This is a genomic window from Dyadobacter jejuensis (assembly GCF_003149085.1).
Lineage (GTDB): Bacteria > Bacteroidota > Bacteroidia > Cytophagales > Spirosomataceae > Dyadobacter > Dyadobacter jejuensis.
Genome location: NZ_QGDT01000001.1, coordinates 114,114 through 130,227, shown reverse-complemented (window position 1 = coordinate 130,227; position 16,114 = coordinate 114,114). Strand labels below are relative to the sequence as shown.

General features: G+C 46.8%; 17 protein-coding genes. 3 read left to right on the top strand and 14 right to left on the bottom strand.

The annotated features are described in order from the left end of the window. Positions 1–7: 7 nt before the first annotated feature. The 13 genes from CLV98_RS00595 to CLV98_RS00535 all read right to left on the bottom strand — a co-directional run bounded on the left by CLV98_RS00595 (position 8) and on the right by CLV98_RS00535 (position 11,480). Positions 8–481, bottom strand: a complete 474-nt coding sequence (locus CLV98_RS00595) for a periplasmic heavy metal sensor (protein ID WP_109671931.1) — start codon at positions 479–481, stop codon at positions 8–10. Then, positions 474–758 carry a hypothetical protein gene (locus tag CLV98_RS00590; RefSeq protein ID WP_109671930.1) on the bottom strand — a complete coding sequence of 95 codons (285 nt, stop codon included), beginning with the start codon at positions 756–758 and terminating at the stop codon, positions 474–476. Before CLV98_RS00590 ends, CLV98_RS00595 begins: the two co-directional genes overlap by 8 nt. 47 nt (positions 759–805) lie before the next feature. Further along, complete coding sequence (locus CLV98_RS00585; RefSeq protein WP_109671928.1) at positions 806–1,330, bottom strand: RNA polymerase sigma factor; 525 nt, start codon at positions 1,328–1,330, stop codon at positions 806–808. Between the two features lie 51 nt (positions 1,331–1,381). Beyond that, positions 1,382–1,828, bottom strand: coding sequence for a DMT family transporter (locus CLV98_RS00580; RefSeq protein WP_109671926.1), 447 nt, complete (start codon positions 1,826–1,828; stop codon positions 1,382–1,384). A gap of 88 nt (positions 1,829–1,916) precedes the next feature. Further along, positions 1,917–2,228, bottom strand: coding sequence for an NADH-quinone oxidoreductase subunit NuoK (gene nuoK / locus CLV98_RS00575; protein ID WP_109671924.1), 312 nt, complete (start codon positions 2,226–2,228; stop codon positions 1,917–1,919). Further along, positions 2,221–2,745 (bottom strand): NADH-quinone oxidoreductase subunit J family protein, encoded by a 525-nt coding sequence (locus tag CLV98_RS00570; RefSeq protein ID WP_109671923.1) that lies wholly within the window; start codon positions 2,743–2,745, stop codon positions 2,221–2,223. Before CLV98_RS00570 ends, nuoK begins: the two co-directional genes overlap by 8 nt. A 21-nt stretch (positions 2,746–2,766) precedes the next feature. Beyond that, complete coding sequence (locus CLV98_RS00565; protein ID WP_229203140.1) at positions 2,767–4,323, bottom strand: 4Fe-4S binding protein; 1,557 nt, start codon at positions 4,321–4,323, stop codon at positions 2,767–2,769. A gap of 154 nt (positions 4,324–4,477) precedes the next feature. Next, positions 4,478–5,104: a thioredoxin family protein gene (locus tag CLV98_RS00560; protein WP_109671919.1), complete on the bottom strand. Its 627-nt coding sequence runs from the start codon at positions 5,102–5,104 to the stop codon at positions 4,478–4,480. Between the two features lie 55 nt (positions 5,105–5,159). Further along, positions 5,160–5,615 carry a methylglyoxal synthase gene (locus CLV98_RS00555; RefSeq protein ID WP_109671917.1) on the bottom strand — a complete coding sequence of 152 codons (456 nt, stop codon included), beginning with the start codon at positions 5,613–5,615 and terminating at the stop codon, positions 5,160–5,162. A 7-nt stretch (positions 5,616–5,622) separates the two neighbouring features. Continuing rightward, complete coding sequence (locus CLV98_RS00550; RefSeq protein ID WP_109671915.1) at positions 5,623–6,885, bottom strand: glycosyltransferase family 4 protein; 1,263 nt, start codon at positions 6,883–6,885, stop codon at positions 5,623–5,625. A gap of 35 nt (positions 6,886–6,920) precedes the next feature. After that, a complete protein-coding gene (locus tag CLV98_RS00545; RefSeq protein WP_109671913.1) occupies positions 6,921–8,834 on the bottom strand; it encodes a heparinase II/III family protein in 1,914 nt (637 codons plus the stop codon). A 14-nt stretch (positions 8,835–8,848) separates the two neighbouring features. Beyond that, the gene (locus tag CLV98_RS00540; protein WP_109671911.1) at positions 8,849–10,948 is read right to left on the bottom strand and encodes a bi-domain-containing oxidoreductase; all 2,100 of its coding nucleotides are present in this window, start codon (positions 10,946–10,948) and stop codon (positions 8,849–8,851) included. A 193-nt stretch (positions 10,949–11,141) separates the two neighbouring features. Beyond that, entirely contained in the window at positions 11,142–11,480 is a 339-nt protein-coding gene (locus CLV98_RS00535; protein ID WP_109671909.1) for a DUF6686 family protein, read from the bottom strand. Positions 11,481–11,672: 192 nt separating this feature from the next. Here CLV98_RS00535 and dctA point away from each other — a divergent pair, with 192 nt between their 5' ends. The 3 genes from dctA to CLV98_RS00520 all read left to right on the top strand — a co-directional run bounded on the left by dctA (position 11,673) and on the right by CLV98_RS00520 (position 15,124). After that, positions 11,673–12,941 (top strand): C4-dicarboxylate transporter DctA, encoded by a 1,269-nt coding sequence (dctA, locus tag CLV98_RS00530; RefSeq protein ID WP_109671907.1) that lies wholly within the window; start codon positions 11,673–11,675, stop codon positions 12,939–12,941. A gap of 121 nt (positions 12,942–13,062) precedes the next feature. Beyond that, positions 13,063–14,796: a M3 family oligoendopeptidase gene (locus CLV98_RS00525; protein ID WP_109671906.1), complete on the top strand. Its 1,734-nt coding sequence runs from the start codon at positions 13,063–13,065 to the stop codon at positions 14,794–14,796. 76 nt (positions 14,797–14,872) lie between these two features. Beyond that, complete coding sequence (locus tag CLV98_RS00520) at positions 14,873–15,124, top strand: hypothetical protein (RefSeq protein ID WP_109671904.1); 252 nt, start codon at positions 14,873–14,875, stop codon at positions 15,122–15,124. Between the two features lie 611 nt (positions 15,125–15,735). On the opposite strand, the gene CLV98_RS24100 is transcribed toward CLV98_RS00520, so the two are convergent. Beyond that, positions 15,736–15,870 (bottom strand): DUF4372 domain-containing protein, encoded by a 135-nt coding sequence (locus CLV98_RS24100; protein WP_374755168.1) that lies wholly within the window; start codon positions 15,868–15,870, stop codon positions 15,736–15,738. Between the last annotated feature and the right edge of the window lie 244 nt (positions 15,871–16,114).

Genomic DNA, 16,114 nt, shown 5'->3' with positions numbered 1-16,114 from the left:
CCGACCTTTAATCCTTCGCAGCGCGATCATTATTTTGAGAAATACTAAAAAAACCTGCAAGCTCTTGGGTTAGCCTTTGATATTCGGGCAGCTGGTCGGGTCGGCAAATCTTTTTGAGCGCTACGAAATGTCGAAAGTGTGCCCCCTCCAATCGGCTCTGTAATTCCATTATTTCGTTTTTCAGAGAATCTGCTTGCTCCTCATGCTCACCCGACAAGGTGCGATACCATTGGCCTTTAGCCGTGCCAATAGCCTTATTCAGATGCCTAACGGCCACCCGGTGTTTTTTAATCAATTCCTCGTAAGCTGCCCGCTGTCCTGCATCTAGCTTTAACCGCTCCACTACCATGTGCTTAGGAAAGGCCGCTCTTCTGACGAACCCTCTCCTTTCGGGCTTACCCAAATATAAAAAAGTAGCTAATACCAGATTGACCAGTAGTAAGAAGCCCACCGCAAAGCTTAAGAGTCTCATTTTACTCATCGTAGATCGTCGTCGTGGGAGAAAGCTGTAGGCCTTCAACCAAATGAATAATTTCAGCCTGAGCAGATGGGGTCCTTACCGCCTTATAATGAGAGAATAGGGCCCCGCCATTCACCAGCAATAGTATCAGACCGACGGTGGCAAAGGACCATTGCCACCTCCTTGGAGCCAAGTGGGTATCCACCTGCAACCGACCTTGGATTCGGGTCCATAAAAACGGAGGTGGCTCCACTTTTTTGATCGTTTTAAGCCGATTGAGTCTTTGATCGATATTCATCCTGCTATGCTTTTTTTAATGATACGACTTTTGTGTTCGATTCCTTCTTAAATTTCTAACTTTTTAGCTAAATGAGTCTTAGCCCTCTGAAAGAGTGACTCCACCGCTTTAACACTTATTTCCATAATTTCGGCCACTTCTTTCTGGGACCGGTCCTCTATTTTCAACAAAATAATCACTGTTTTTTGCTTCTCTGGCAATTGCTGAATAGCCGCCATTAAGGTATCTATTCCTTCGCGCTCCTCTAATAATAAGCCAGGATGAGCAGTTGGCGCAACTGGCTCCGGCTTTTCACCAGATTCGGAACGAAACAAATCCAAAAATAAGCCAAAACGCTTTTGCCGTCGTTTGGCCTTAATAAAATCTAAGCAATGGTTGATGGTAACCCGATATACCCAAGTTTTTAGTGAGGCCTTAGCCGGATCATAGGAAGAATGATGCTGATAAAGCTTTACGAATACCTCTTGTGTAATGTCCTGGGCATCGGCCATATGAGGTACATAACCTAAGGCGAGGTTATACACCATAGATTTATATTCCTCGTAAAACTCTTTAAATAGGCTATTTTCCATCCCTTCAATGACACTTACGGGCCTGGTTGCTCCAAATAGCCACCTCCTGTACTAGTTCTTGACGATCAAGTAAACCCCCGCAATCAATAAGACCGCCCCAAGTATACGGGGTAGTGTGATTGGGTGAACATCGAACCCCTGAAACCCAAAATGATCGATGGTCATGGCGGCGATCATTTGACCGGCTACTACCAGACAGAGCATATTGGCAGGGCCAATATCGCGTACTATAAATATAACAGTCAGTACATAAAAGGCTCCACAGAGCCCACCCAAAAACCGGGTCCAGGGCACTTGCCGTATATCGGAGAGGCTAGGGACAGGATCTTGATTAAAAATAAGAAATACCACTGTAAGGATCGTAAGGCCTCCTGCAAAAGAAAATATAGCCGCCAATATTGGATTTCCCAGTGACTCACGTAAGCCAGCATTGACGCCCGATTGGACCGTATTTGAAATACCTATAAGAAAGGCAAGGAATAAGAAAATAATATTCATACTAACTAATTTCGTTGAGTATTTACTTTAGCAGCCTTCAAAGGGAGTATATGCTCTAATTTACCCGTTCGAAAGAGGAAGAGGGGGATCAGTGCTTCAACCCATCGATCTTGTCGGGCTCTACGGTACCATACTGTCCGTATACTCTAAGAATAATGGCCAATGCTACGGTTATCTCGGCTGCCGCCACCACAATTACAAATAAAGCAAATAGCTGCCCCCCCAGCCGCTCCGGATCGTGTCGGCTAAAGGCTACTAAGTTGATATTGACAGCATTGAGCATCAATTCGATGCCTAAAAGAATTCCGATCAAGTTTTTTTTAGTGACTACAATCGCCAATCCAATGCTAAATAAAGCAGCGGCGACGATTAGAAAATGTATCAATGGGATATCACTCATGAGAAGGGTTACGGTTAAGGGCCAAATAGGCGGCGCCAATCAAGGCCACCAACAGTAATATACCCGCGATTTCGAAGGGTAAAAGATGGGAAGTCATCAGTTCTACCCCTATCGTTTTGATCGTAGATTTCCCCAAGTTGACATTTCCTGCGATCCTAAAATTGGCTGAGACTATCACCAAACTAAAAAATAGAAAGGTAGCCATGGCTATAATAAAAGCGGGGACCCTTCGGCTCGAACCTGCCAAAACCTGGTTGGCAGAAGTCGACTCTGCCCGTTTGTTGGTTTGTTGCGTAAGCATAATCCCAAAAATCAAGAGCACGAGTATTCCGCCCACATAAATCATGATTTGGGTAACGGCCAAAAAGTCCGCGCCTGCCAAAACATACAATGCAGCGACGCCCAGAAATGTTACGAAGAGCGCAAACGCCGAATAAATAAGATTTTTAGACAACAATATAAAAAGTGCCGAGACGATCGCCAAAGACGCAAAACCATAAAATGCGATCAATTCCATGTTCCAGTTATTTTCAGGTTTCTATTCATCTTTTTGTTCATTACCCTTGGCCTTGGGCTTCATCGTAGGCCTAAAAGCGGGCTTGGCCTTAGGAGCTTCCGAAGGGGAGGCATCCGAAGGAGACGCTGCCTTATCTTCAACTTCTGGCGCTGGGGCCGCAGTTTTAGGCTTCATCGTAGGCCTAAAAGCGGGCTTGGCCTTAGGAGCTTCCGAAGCGGCGGCATCCGAAGGAGAGGCGGGCTTATCGTCAACCTCTGGCGCTGGGGCCGTAGTTTTGGGCTTCATCGTAGGCCTAAAAGCGGGCTTGGCCTTAGGAGCTTCCGAAGGGGAGGCATCCGAAGGAGAAGCGGGCTTATCGTCAACCTCTGGCGCTGGGGCCGTAGTTTTGGGCTTCATCGTAGGCCTAAAAGCAGGCTTGGCCTTAGGAGCTTCCGAAGGGGCGGCATCCGAAGGAGAGCTGGTGTTAGCTTCATCGCTTGGAGCAGAACTTGTTTTGGGCTTCATCGTAGGCCTAAAAGCGGGCTTGGCCTTAGGAGCTTCCGAAGGGGAGGCATCCGAAGGAGAGCTGGTGTTAGCTTCATCGCTTGGAGCAGAACTTGTTTTAGGCTTCATTTTAGGCCTAAACGCAGGCTTGGCCTTAGGAGCTTCCGAAGGGGAGGCATCCGAAGGAGAACTGGTGTTAGCTTCATCGCTTGGAGCAGAACTTGTTTTAGGCTTCATTTTAGGCCTAAACGCAGGCTTGGCCTTAGGAGCTTCCGAAGGGGAGGCATCCGAAGGAGAACTGGTGTTAGCTTCATCGCTTGGAGCAGAAGTAGTTTTAGGCTTCATTTTAGGCCTAAAAGCGGGCTTGGCCTTAGGCGCTTCTGCGGCAGGAGTAGGCTCCTGAGGTATATCCTCCTTAACCTCCTTTGGCTTTGGTTTAAAAACTGGCCTCGGTTTCGGTGACGCATCTACCGGCTTAGCTGGTGCTGGCTCCGATGTATTAGGAAGAGCACCTGTCTCTTCCACTGGCTTTGGCTTAGGACGAAATGCCGGCCTAGCAGCAGGCTTTGTAGCCGGGGGAGTGGCCTTTGCAGCCTTTTGGGCTTCTTTTTCTTTTTGAAACTGCTCTAATAATGCCCTCTTTTCATCGGCCACTTCTGGAGATATATTGGCATAATTGTACACCATATCCCGAACATCAAATTCAGAATAGTCGAAAGTCTTGGTCATCGTCAGACATTCGGTAGGACATACCGTGGTACAAAGGCCACAGTAGCAGCACTTGGCCATATCGATGTCAAATTTGGCGGCATACAACCGTATAGGAGAGCCATCGGAAGCCTTTCCAACTTCTTCGGTAGCCTTTATCGGCTCAATTTCAATACAATCGACGGGGCATACCTTGGCACATTTGTCACAAACGATGCAATCGTCCATTTCATTATGAAGCCGGTAACGACCAACATCTGGTATAGGGATCGTTTCGAGCGGATATTGAACCGTCACCATCCCATTTTGCGTATCGTAGAAGTCGTCCTTACTAATATCGTTGGCCGAACGCCTATTACGAGCGGCCCATAGGTGCCTCCAAGTCAACCCCAATCCTGTTAGGGTCGTACTTATTCCTTCCGATATATTTTTAAAATAGGACGACAATTCAATAGTAATAAACCATGGACATTTGGACACCAGGACAATCGCTGTCGATTATCCTAGTGCAAAGATAGACTAAACTCTTAAAAATGGAACTCTAAACAAGCTCTTGTAACAAAAGAGCGTGTAGCTCCGCCTGCAGCGACATCGATTTATCGGCGATGTACCATCGCTGAATCTGCTCGGCGAAGGCGGCATGTCCCATGGCTGGATCGGCCTTATAAGCCATAAAGAGTTCCTGAGTCCCCTGCGGCCTAGGGCCCCAAGTAAAAAGCTCATTATTTTCGGCATCCACCGCAATCAATTTGGGGATAGACCGTCCTCCATGGGTAAGGTACTGATCCATAAGCTCCAGATGTTCGTCTCTTAGGAGCAATTTAAGTTCTACCAAAGGGTTTTGCTCCGCTAAAAGTGCCAAAACAGGAATATTTTGAGCGGCATCCCCACACCAGGCTTCGGTAAGCACAAACCATGTTTGGGGCTCCTTAATTTCCTTAATGGCCTCTACCAATTCCGGCTGCAGCTTTGTCGTTTTATAAATCCGCTGCATCCTCGATAGATTCAAACGGGTATAGTGCGACAACTCCTCCGACTGTACCGGGCCGGTGGTGAGGCCTGCTTTTACCACCCTTTCCATAATGGCTACATAATCTATATAGCTATAAGCCTGACTCACGACAGTGTCTGTGAGTAGATGTTCAATGTTTCTTAATGAAGTGGACATATGTTGTTCTTAAAATCAATAATTGCAATCAGAACCAATTTGCCTACTTTTCGGTTCAGAATTTCCGATCCAAATACGTACTATAGTCGATTTGAACGGCCGTATAGTCCTGATGCATAAGGGGTGATGTAAAGAGGAAGTCGGCACTGGCTCTATTGGAAGCCACAGGGATATTCCAAACTACGCAGAGTCGCAACAGGGCCTTTACATCGGGATCGTGCGGCTGCGCCGACATAGGATCCCAAAAGAAAATAAGCATATCGATTTTCTCTTCGGCTATCATTCCACCTACCTGCTGATCGCCCCCCAAAGGCCCACTTAACAAGCGCTGAACGGGTTGATTCAACTTTTCTTCCAATAACTTCCCAGTGGTACCAGTTCCGTACAACTCGTTTTTGGCTAACAACTCCCGATTAGCCCAAGCCCAATCGAGTAGCTCTGGCTTCCGGTTATCATGGGCAACGATGGCAATTCTTTTCTTTACAGGAATAGTACGCGACTCAGTAATCATAACTTTATTAATTTGGTTTAATGTGATTTTCCTTTCGTATTATGCTTTTTAAATGATCTAAGAATAACTGGGTCAGAACCTCCCGGTCAAAATTCAGTTTGGCATATCGATAGCCACTTTCCCCCCATTTCTTAAGCAACTCTGGCTCCTGCATGCAATGTCTTATTTTTGAGGCAATATCCAATGGATTTTTCGCATCGACATACACTCCAGCATTGGCTTTTTCGATCAACTCCCTCGATAGCCCGTCGATAGCCATCAAAACGGGTGTTCTACAGGAGAGGTAATCGAAGGTCTTATTAGAGTATATGGTGCCAAAAACCGGAACTTTCTGAAGGATGGATAGGCCCATATCGGAAGCCCGAACATACGCTAAGGCTTTTTGCCTGGGGCAAGGATTTAGAAATAAGATATTTGTCAAATTCCTCTTTTTAGCTTCCAACTGCAAGGCCTCCTTTCGGGCACCATCTCCTATCAACAAAAACAGTACTGGAGTCTGGAGCAATATATGCGCCACTTCCAATATTCCCTCAAGGTAATTGGCCTCGCCATGAGCTCCTAAATAGACGATCACAAAGCGCTCCGATATCCCGAGCTCCGACCGTAACATCGTCCTATGCTTCTCCCCTGCCTCGCTGACCAGATCGGCCAGGGCAAAATTGGCTCCATTCGGAATACAGATTAATTTGTGTAGCGGCACCCCTTTTTCCGAACTGAGTATCCGCTTAAAAGCAGGCGTCAATACCACCACGGAATGGGCCGACTGGTATAGAACTTTCTCTAACCACAGGGCCCAACGAACCATCCATTTATTGGTGAGTACCCCCGTCTCCATGGCCGATTCCGGCCATAGGTCCCGCACCTCAAAAACCATAGGAAGGCGTTTTACCCGTCCAATGAGTAAACCCACGAGGCCTACCAACAATGGTGGAGACGTGCAAACCACGAGATCGTACCGATCGCGCGCTAAAAAAAGCCCTGCCCAGCTTCCAGTAAACATAAAGCTAAGGTATTCCAACAACCGACCTAAAAGGCCCGGCTTGGGACGCATCGCCCGGCACCACCATACCAGCACCCCGTCGTTCGTACGACTCTTCTGCCAGCAACCCGCCCTAGGTCGGCGGGCCGAGTGTGCCATATAATGTCTATCGCCGGCGAGTACGGTCACCTGATGTCCCATGCCTACCCAAATCCTGGCCATCTCGTTCCATCGTGCCCCTCCACCTTGCTGATCGTCCAAAAAATATTGATGTACCAGTAATACATGCATGATCGGTCGTTATAGTTAGTTGCGCTATGGTTTTGCTATTTGCGTTGAATAGTCGTTTTGATATACCCATCTGTTAAGGCAAAATACAGTTGATCGGCTCGTTGCCGATGACCATACGTGTCGGCATGCCAGCCCACCTCGGCCGACGGCCGCAGCGCCTGCCCCATGGCATCGACGGCCCTGAGGCTATAATCCCTTTCGAAACCCGGCGATGGATGCCATAGTTGTCTGATAGGCAGAGCGGCTGGCACTCCTTCCAACCAATCTTCAACTACCCAGCACAGCTCGCCAATAGGCTTCGTAACGATCCTTCTATGAACAATCTTGGGGGCCAAATGTTTATATCCTATAAAATAGCCGTAGAAGATATACTGCTTTCGTTCTTCATGATAGCTCCAGCCTCCAGAAGCCTCACCAACCCAGTGGTTCCACACAAATCTAGGGCCTCGTTGCATCTGGTCGGAGGCGTTGATCTGTACCGTATTATGAGCAGCCGTCCCCGAAAAATAGGCGCTTCCCTCATCGAACTGGTGATAACTAAAAGTACCGGCATCCCTCAATATGTTTTTACCTTGCACCCAAAGGTCCAAATGCAAATTATCGGCTTGAAAAGGCCTAGTGATATAAGCGGTATTCCGCAGGAACGACATGCTTTCCCTATCTTTAAGAATGTAATATCCACCTTGATCATAGTTTGTAACCCTTGCTAGGCAAGGCTGCCGCGCCATAGACTCCCCCCTCGCTTCCATCCCCCACCAGCCCAACTCCTCCTGCCAGCCCCCGGAAGCATATATGGGTGCCAAAGCATGTGCTAAGGAGGCTAATTGCGGCCGAAAATCGCGCAAGGGTTCATCTGAAAAACTAAAAAATAATGACCCATCATGGGGGCCATAATGTGGTAGCCACCCCGAGTGAGGATCTTGACAATCCCTTAAAAATGAGAGGGTAGCCTTAGCTCTGTCTATAACAGGCGCTTTAAAAGGGTCGTGCATGGCCTGCGAAAGTCGAAAAGCCCAAGTAAGCAACTGCACCACCACCCGATGGTAGTTCATAGAATGCTGCAAATAGCTCCCCTCTTCCGATATTTGAAATAGAATTTCGGATTCAAACCCCTCCTTTCCCAATTGCTTCCAATCATTACTTTCATCCAAAAAAGGAAACAAACTACCTACCGTATAAAGGGCCAAAAACTGTGTAAGTACATGATTGTTCCTCACCGTCACCCTGTCGTAAGCTTGGCTTTCCGCTACATGCAACATCTGTTGCCGAATGCTATTCATCATTTTGGCAAACAATTCTGCAGAAATCCTATTTCTATAAAAATGTAGGGCATAGGTCCAGTGCAGGACCCGTAAGGCTATCTCTTGACCACAATACCAGTGCGGCCCACAGTTTACCGGATTATCGTTTATCCAACTCGTTATCCGGCGGGCTACCAGCTCCCACTGATCTACTCCACTGTACCATTCGTACCGGATAAGGTCGATTAAAAAACCGAAACGTCCTTTCTCCCAAATGTATTTGATATCCCCATGTTGTCGAGTAAAGTCGGAAATCGACGACCAATGACGGCCAGGTGGGTATCGGTAGTGCGTAATGGGATGGGTATGCCAATCGGGAACCTCCAGCCAGGTTGCCCCGAAATACAGATACCTATGGCGCGCTATCGCCTCAGCCCTATGCTTTAGCCTTAACATAACCGACTCAGACGGCTGAGGCCTCCTCCCCTCAAGCATTCCCCCTCCCGATTGCCGATTCATGATAAATGGGATGGGTCGTTTGAGCCAATCCTCGAGACTTATGGGGGAGCTGTTGTCAGTAGCGGCCATGGGGAATGTTTTGAGGAACCAGCCCGTTTTTCTCAAAAGGATAAAACCGACCCTATACAGCAGATAGGTAAGCCCCATATTCCGAATCATCTCCACTCCGATGGTTAGAATTTTCACCATAGTTTATAGCTTAGTTAATAATCCAGATCCACCCAGCGCTTTTCCTGCAGACTCTGCAAGGCCGCCAAAGAGGCGTAAGAGGTATTAAAAACCATATCCAAGGGTATTGGAGGAGCTCCCCCCGCACGCATACTTTCAAGACAGGCTTGGTACAGCCCTCGATGTCCTTTATCCTGGATAGTAGCGGTTTTGGTAAAATGCTCAAAACCATACCCCCGAAGTACCCTAAAATTTTCTAACCTCAAGATGGTCCCCGCCGCAAAGACCTCCACCCGCTCTTTGGGGTAATCCTGGTTTCCCTCCGTAAAATAGTGGACTATCCCGGTGGAGCCATTCCGATAATTGAGAAGTATACTTCCATCCCCCGTCCCGTTCCCAAACCCTTGCATGCATACTGCCTTCACCAGGCTGTCCGTCAAAAAAGTGATGAGATCTATAAAATGACAAACCTCTCCCACAATCCTGCCGCCTTGGTCAGGGGCATATACCCAGGAATTGGCCTCTACCCGTCCCGCATTGACGGTAATAACCACCTGCACGGGTACGATCCCTAGATGGGACTTCATTTTCAGGGCGAATGGCGCAAAGCGTCGGTTATAGCCCACCGACAGAAACCCGCTGGAGGTGACGCAGACCCTTGCAATGGATTCCAGTTCGACGGCCGACAATGCCAGTGGTTTTTCTACCAACACATGCTTACCCGCCGCCAGGCTCTCTAATACCAAGGTAGCGTGTAAGTGATGCCTAGTGGCTATCCACACCAGCCCCACCTCCGCATCGGCAAGGACCTGGTGGTAATCGGTGGTGCTCCTATCGATACCATATTGCAAGGCCAGGCTAGCGGCTGAGAGCCCCTTCGCACTGACTATATATTTTATATCCGCCCCTTTTATGGTAGGCAATAACGTCGTTCTCACAAACTGACCTGCACCTATAAGCGCGATGCGCCCTTGTCGATGCCTCGTGGGCCTCATATCATGGTCCACCACTTTACTGACCAGCTTAGACGTCTCTGACGAATAAAGCAACAGGTACGCTATCCCTTTATGGGTATTGAGATGGGCGTAAATCCGCCCATAATCGTGAAAGGGTACCTCATCTGCTATCAAGGATTCAACCTCCAGCTGACCAGTAGACAATAAGGCCAAGACGGCCTGAAAGTTTCTGTTTTCGGTCCAGCGAACATAGGCGAGTGGATAGTCGTTTTGCTGCTGTTCATAAGAAGGGTCATATCGTCCGGGACCATAGGAGCATGAAACCTGAAAGCTTAGCTCCTTCTCATAGAAAAGCCGCCGATTCAACTTAAGGTCGACCACGCCTATCAATACGATACGCCCTCTTTTCCGGCATATTTCGGATGCTTGGTGAAGAATATGATCGGCATGTGCGGCCGCCGTGACCATCACCCCATCGGCACCTACGCCTTTAGTGATAGAACGAACTTGCCCCTCCAAAGTCCCTTCGCCGGCATTGATCACTTCTATCCCTCTATTCTGAGCTTGGCGGATCCTACTCGGCTCCAAGTCTACCCCTACTACCCTGCAACCATTGATACGCAGCAATTCGGCAGTTAACAGGCCTACTAATCCTAGCCCCACCACAACGATTGTTTCTCCCAATGTGGGGCTCAACAGCCGAATCCCCGCCAAACCAACCGCCCCCATCACTGCAAAAGCGGCCTGACGGTCGGTAACAGCGTCGGGTATGGGACAAACGAGGTTTCGAGCTACACATACGATTTCGGCATGAGGACCGTTACTCACCACCCTATCTCCTAATTGCAGATCGTGAATGTCTGTTCCAAGCCCAATTACCCTCCCAACATGATTGTACCCTAAGGGTACGGGGGTGTCTAATTTTGTATTGACAGCCCGCAAAGTGGCCCTAAAACCATCCGTTTTGAGCTTCGCCAACAAAGGAGGGATCCTCGCCGATTCTAATAGGGCCTTTCCTAACAACCCAGACTTGCTAAAGCTTACCAACCTACCCTCGGTACCTAGGGAAACCAGACTTAGAGTTCCCGATATCAACACCTCCCCAGGCCCCACTACCGGCACCGGCACCTCCAATAATTGCGTGTGGCCTGATCTTACGTTTTGAACGAGTTGTTTCATGAACGGTAGCATTAGACATTCCCCTACTCCCTTGCAACTTACTGTAAGTTAAGAATTTCCGATGATAATTACCCAAAAAAGACCGGCCCTATACCGGCCGGCCTTTCCTAATTACTATGGCGAAATTATTAAATATCGTAACGAGTCATTCACAACTGGCCGTTCACAACTAGCCGTTCGCAACTAGCAACGTCTAATGAATGATGCTGTCTATTTCTAATGTTAAAAAAGCCTCCTGAAACATATCTTTAATCTCCTCAATTTCTTGATGATTAAAAGTGAGCATAAAGTTGGGTATGGGAGATGGCAATACGAAATCCTTCCCGTTTGGCAAGGCCTCACTGAGTTGATACATCTGAACCGACTCCGAAAGCATATTATAAAATCCTCGCAGGCCGTCGGCAGTGAAAATAAAAAGGGCATTACCATACACAAAATTGTAGTGGTCGCAGCAGGCGCATTGACCGATATAGCCTTGTCGCGCCTGCCCCAAAATGCGCAAGGAGTTGGAATGTTTACTTGGTTCTATCATCTCTCTTTTTTAAATGAATGGAAACATGAGTGTCCTACGGTGTTGAGGCAAATATATAGTTTTTATTTAGACTTATTATAAACAAATGCAAAATTTTAGAAACTTAGACTCCTCCCAACCTCGCTCCTTAAAATCTTTCCTATCTTGTTTGCATTCCTAAAACACCCTTAAAAATCAAGTTACCAACAGAATATGAAATTCAAATCTTTACTTACCAACCTTACCTTTTGGGTCCTTGCGGCCATTACAACGGGAGCCTTACTCGGTCATTTTTCTCCAGCACAAGCCGTAAAAATGGACTTTCTCGGGAAAGGTTTTATTCAAATCGTCAAATTATTCATTAACCCCATCATTTTTCTCACCATTACGTTGGGGATTGTAGGGATGGGCGACCTCAAGAAAGTGGGGAAAGTGGGTGCCAAAGCCCTCTTATATTTTGAAGTCGTCACCACGTTTGCCCTATTAATAGGCGTTGTGGTAGCCAACCTGATCAACCCTGGAGAAGGGGTGGTAACTTCTTCCCTCGAAAAAGGGGATATTTCTGCCTATTCAGGAAAAGTCATGGACTTTAGTTGGTTACAATTTTTCTTAGATAACCTGACTTTACAAGTGCTTTTATTCTCAGTACTTTTTGGTATGGCCCTCAGTAAGTATGGGGGGAAAGAAAGGATTGTACAAGGGCTTACCTTTCTTTCTAAATATGTATTCCGAGCACTGCATTTGGTGATGATGCTGGCACCCATCGGCGCCTTTGGAGGCATGGCCTACACCATTGGGAAGTACGGCATAGACACCCTGTTGCCACTTGCCAAGCTAATGGGAACGGTATATGCCACCATGGCCCTCTTTATTTTTGGTATACTAGGACTCATTCTTCGAAGCTACAAAGTAAGCCTATGGCGTTTTTTGAACTATATCAGAGAGGAGCTGCTTATCGTGCTCGGGACCTCCTCCTCCGAAGCCGCCTTGCCTTCCTTGATGGAAAAGCTCGAACGTATGGGCTGCTCCAAACCGGTCGTGGGGCTAGTGGTACCTGCGGGGTATTCCTTTAACCTCGATGGCACCACCATATACCTCTCTATGGCCACCATATTTTTGGCCCAAGTATTCAACGTACATCTCACCATCGGCCAAATCCTATCGTTAATAGGAATACTCATGGTGACCTCCAAAGGAGCGGCAGGGGTAACGGGCAGTGGTTTTGTGGTGCTGGCATCTACCCTCACGGCCATCAAAGTAATTCCCCTCGAAGGCCTAGCGCTATTATTGGGAGTCGATCGGTTTATGTCTGAAGCAAGGGCCATCACCAATTTTATTGGAAATGGAGTAGCCACCATTTGGCTAGCCAATAACGAAAAAGAGTTTGACAGGGAGAAAATGAATTATGCTTTTGCCAATATTAAAGAAACAGAAGACATTCGCACCGACAACCTGACCGACATCAGCCAAAGTAGCCAATAGATTTACACGTACCTAAGGCACAACTTCCTGACCAACAAGCATCCACCATGGATAGAGGCTTAGGACCTTGCACTTTAGGACAAATCCCACTTACCTTTGTAATTCTTAAAACTTGACATTGATGACACAAGAGCAAACAATAGCCATACCGCAACGTGCCCCAAGAATATTTATAGGGGAAACGTTCGAATTAAAGAATTGGGACGACTTACAACCATTAATTGACCAGTTGCTCCAAAGAGAAATTTCTTCTGCCAAAGACTTTGAGCAATGGCTTTCGGACCGCAGTGAGCTAGAGTCCTATTTGAGCGAGAACTTTGCCTGGAGGTATATCCGGCAGACTTGCGACACAGCCAACCAAGGGCTTATTAAGTCCTTACAGTTTTTTATCTCTGAAATACAACCCAAACTCGCCGAATATGGTAACCTGTTAGACAAGAAAGTAGTCGACAGCCCTTATTGGTCGGAGCTTAAGGAATCGGGCTATCGCATCGTACACAGGGGAATGAAGCGTGGGATAGAAATATTTAGAGAGGAAAACATTCCGGTTTTCACCGAAATGCAAACCGAGGAGCGCAAGTATGGGGCCATTGCTGGGGCGATGACCGTCACCCTCGATGGAGAAGAAATGACCCTACAAAAGGCTGCTGACCGGCTCCAAAACACCGATCGTAGCCAGCGTGAAGAGGCTTGGAAGGCCATTAGCAACCGACGCTATGAAGACCACCCCGCCTTGGACGAACTGCTCAATACACTGGTAGGACTTCGCGATAAAGCGGGAAAAAATGCCGGATTTGCCAACTACCGCGACTATATGTTCGCCGCCATGGGCCGTTTCGACTATGCACCTCAAGACTGTTTCGATTTTCATGATTCGGTAAAAAAAGCCATCGTCCCCTTGCTTAACGACATGGCCTCAGAGCGCAAAAAAGCCTTGAAGGTCGATGCACTACGCCCCTGGGATACGAAGGTAGACCCTAACGGTCTGCCCCCCTTGAAGCCTTTTCAAAATGGCGAGGAGCTATTGGACAAGACCATCCGCTGTTTTAGCCGCCTCGACCCTTTCTTAGGCGACTGCCTCCGCGTGATGAAAACCATGAAACATCTGGACTTAGAGTCTAGAAAGGGAAAAGCACCGGGTGGCTATAACTATCCGCTCGACGAGATTGGCGTTCCGTTTATATTCATGAATGCCACTTCCAACCTCCGGGATATGGTAACGCTTCTTCATGAAGGAGGCCATGCCGTTCACTCCTTGGTAACACGTGAGCTACCCCTAAATAGCTTTAAGCATACCCCTTCGGAGGTAGCTGAGCTAGCCTCCATGTCGATGGAGCTGATCACGATGGATTTCTGGGATGAATTTTTCAAGGATGAAGACGAACTCAAAAGAGCCAAAATACAACACCTGGAGTCTATTGTAGAAACCTTACCTTGGGTAGCTACCATCGACAAATTCCAACATTGGATGTATGAAAATCCACAGCATACCGCCCAGGAGAGAAAAGCGCAATGGGTAGAGATCTATGGCCAGTTTACCGATACAGTAATGGACTGGTCGGGACTAGAGCAGTTTCAACAATACCTATGGCAACGCCAGCTGCATATTTATGAAGTCCCCTTTTACTATATCGAATATGGTATTGCACAACTTGGCGCCATAGGGGTATGGAAAAATTACAGAGAAAACCCTAAAAAGGGCTTGGAAGGGTATTTGAATGCTCTGAAGCTAGGCTATACGGCGCCTATTACCGAAATCTATGAAGCGGCTCATATTCCGTTCGACTTTAGCGAAAAAAATATCAGAGCGCTTATCGACTTCGTTCATGAGGAGTTGAAAGCATTAAAAAAATAATATTTCAAAGTAAAGCATTTGGTGGTTAATGAAATGGCCACTATTTTTGCAACCGTTACCTAGAACAAACAAAGAAATGAAAGTATATAAAGCATTCGCATTTGTTGCAGGCATGGCCTTATTGTCCTCTTGTGATTATCAGAAATACAACAAGAAAGTGTCTAAAGATTTAAACGCAGGCAATGAGTATGTCTACGGTGTAAGCCCCGATAGCCTGCCACGTCAGATGGCTAATAAATACGATGCCCAACCAGAACTCGATAGCCGGGTGAATGCCATTAGGGAAAAACTTTACGGAGGTGCTACCAGCGCTGTAGCCAAGCAGTAAGTTTGACTTCATACCTACAATATTTAGAAAAGAGCCTTTGGAATTCTACCAAAGGCTCTTTTCTGCTTTAGAGGATCGGCTAACTCATAGAAGCCCTAGAAGGGAAAGTCAATAGACTCCAAACTATCAAAAGAAGAAATTTAACAAAGCTAATATATGAACAAAGATTCTTAGCCGCAATTTTAATCCTATTGACAAAGTCTTCTGCTTCTTTGATTTGCTAAAATTGTGAAACCCTTAGTCAAAGACACCTATTGACCCTTCTGGCAGCTCCACCACCTTCAAAAAGTCCTTGCCGTTGCTTGCCGCCGATGAAAAATGTATAAAATGAGGGGTCATTTCGCTTGGGTATGTCCTTTAATCTCCCCTTTTTCTTTTACCATCCAACGGTTTTCTTCCAGCCTTTTAATATTTCTTTAAATAGGGTAATCGTAGGTGAGTCAAAATTTCAACCTTATCAGGGTTTACCTTACCGTTTATGTCCATTTTTAAGTAGCTGCCCGATCAATATTCCCGATATTAATCGCATAGTCCGAAATAAATGGCACCAAAAGCAGAATGATCTCGCATTGAAGTCGCATCTGAAAAAGTACTGCGCTTCGGCAGTGTAGTCAAACCGCAATAAGCGAGCTTGCTGCCCAAAACACAATGTTTTTACCTATTTCCCGCAAGGTACTGCACTTTGTTAACACCTCGAAAAGCATGCATAAGAAGTGGCTTTTGGTCTTAAAAGATTTGGCTGTAATAAGCCGAGTTATACTTTTTTTATACCATTATCGATCACCTCTGAGGGTATAAAATGGAACAACTGGCTAATGATTGGCTGTCCACTTAAATTACTTTTCAAATTTTTGCACCTAGAAAATTATTATTTTCAGGAGGAGGGTCAAACATGTTCCACGATGCATGGCCTCCCACTTTTCTTGCAAGTATAATTATTCCCAGGACAATGCTTCAAGTCCTCAATTTATACGGACGACAGTAATTCTT

Coding starts and splice junctions, on each gene's coding strand:
- CLV98_RS00595 (WP_109671931.1), bottom strand. CDS start 481: ATGAGTAAAATGAGACTCTTAAGCTTTGCGGTGGGCTTCTTACTACTG.
- CLV98_RS00590 (WP_109671930.1), bottom strand. CDS start 758: ATGAATATCGATCAAAGACTCAATCGGCTTAAAACGATCAAAAAAGTG.
- CLV98_RS00585 (WP_109671928.1), bottom strand. CDS start 1,330: ATGGAAAATAGCCTATTTAAAGAGTTTTACGAGGAATATAAATCTATG.
- CLV98_RS00580 (WP_109671926.1), bottom strand. CDS start 1,828: ATGAATATTATTTTCTTATTCCTTGCCTTTCTTATAGGTATTTCAAAT.
- nuoK (WP_109671924.1), bottom strand. CDS start 2,228: ATGAGTGATATCCCATTGATACATTTTCTAATCGTCGCCGCTGCTTTA.
- CLV98_RS00570 (WP_109671923.1), bottom strand. CDS start 2,745: ATGGAATTGATCGCATTTTATGGTTTTGCGTCTTTGGCGATCGTCTCG.
- CLV98_RS00560 (WP_109671919.1), bottom strand. CDS start 5,104: ATGTCCACTTCATTAAGAAACATTGAACATCTACTCACAGACACTGTC.
- CLV98_RS00555 (WP_109671917.1), bottom strand. CDS start 5,615: ATGATTACTGAGTCGCGTACTATTCCTGTAAAGAAAAGAATTGCCATC.
- CLV98_RS00550 (WP_109671915.1), bottom strand. CDS start 6,885: ATGCATGTATTACTGGTACATCAATATTTTTTGGACGATCAGCAAGGT.
- CLV98_RS00545 (WP_109671913.1), bottom strand. CDS start 8,834: ATGGTGAAAATTCTAACCATCGGAGTGGAGATGATTCGGAATATGGGG.
- CLV98_RS00540 (WP_109671911.1), bottom strand. CDS start 10,948: ATGAAACAACTCGTTCAAAACGTAAGATCAGGCCACACGCAATTATTG.
- CLV98_RS00535 (WP_109671909.1), bottom strand. CDS start 11,480: ATGATAGAACCAAGTAAACATTCCAACTCCTTGCGCATTTTGGGGCAG.
- dctA (WP_109671907.1), top strand. CDS start 11,673: ATGAAATTCAAATCTTTACTTACCAACCTTACCTTTTGGGTCCTTGCG.
- CLV98_RS00525 (WP_109671906.1), top strand. CDS start 13,063: ATGACACAAGAGCAAACAATAGCCATACCGCAACGTGCCCCAAGAATA.
- CLV98_RS00520 (WP_109671904.1), top strand. CDS start 14,873: ATGAAAGTATATAAAGCATTCGCATTTGTTGCAGGCATGGCCTTATTG.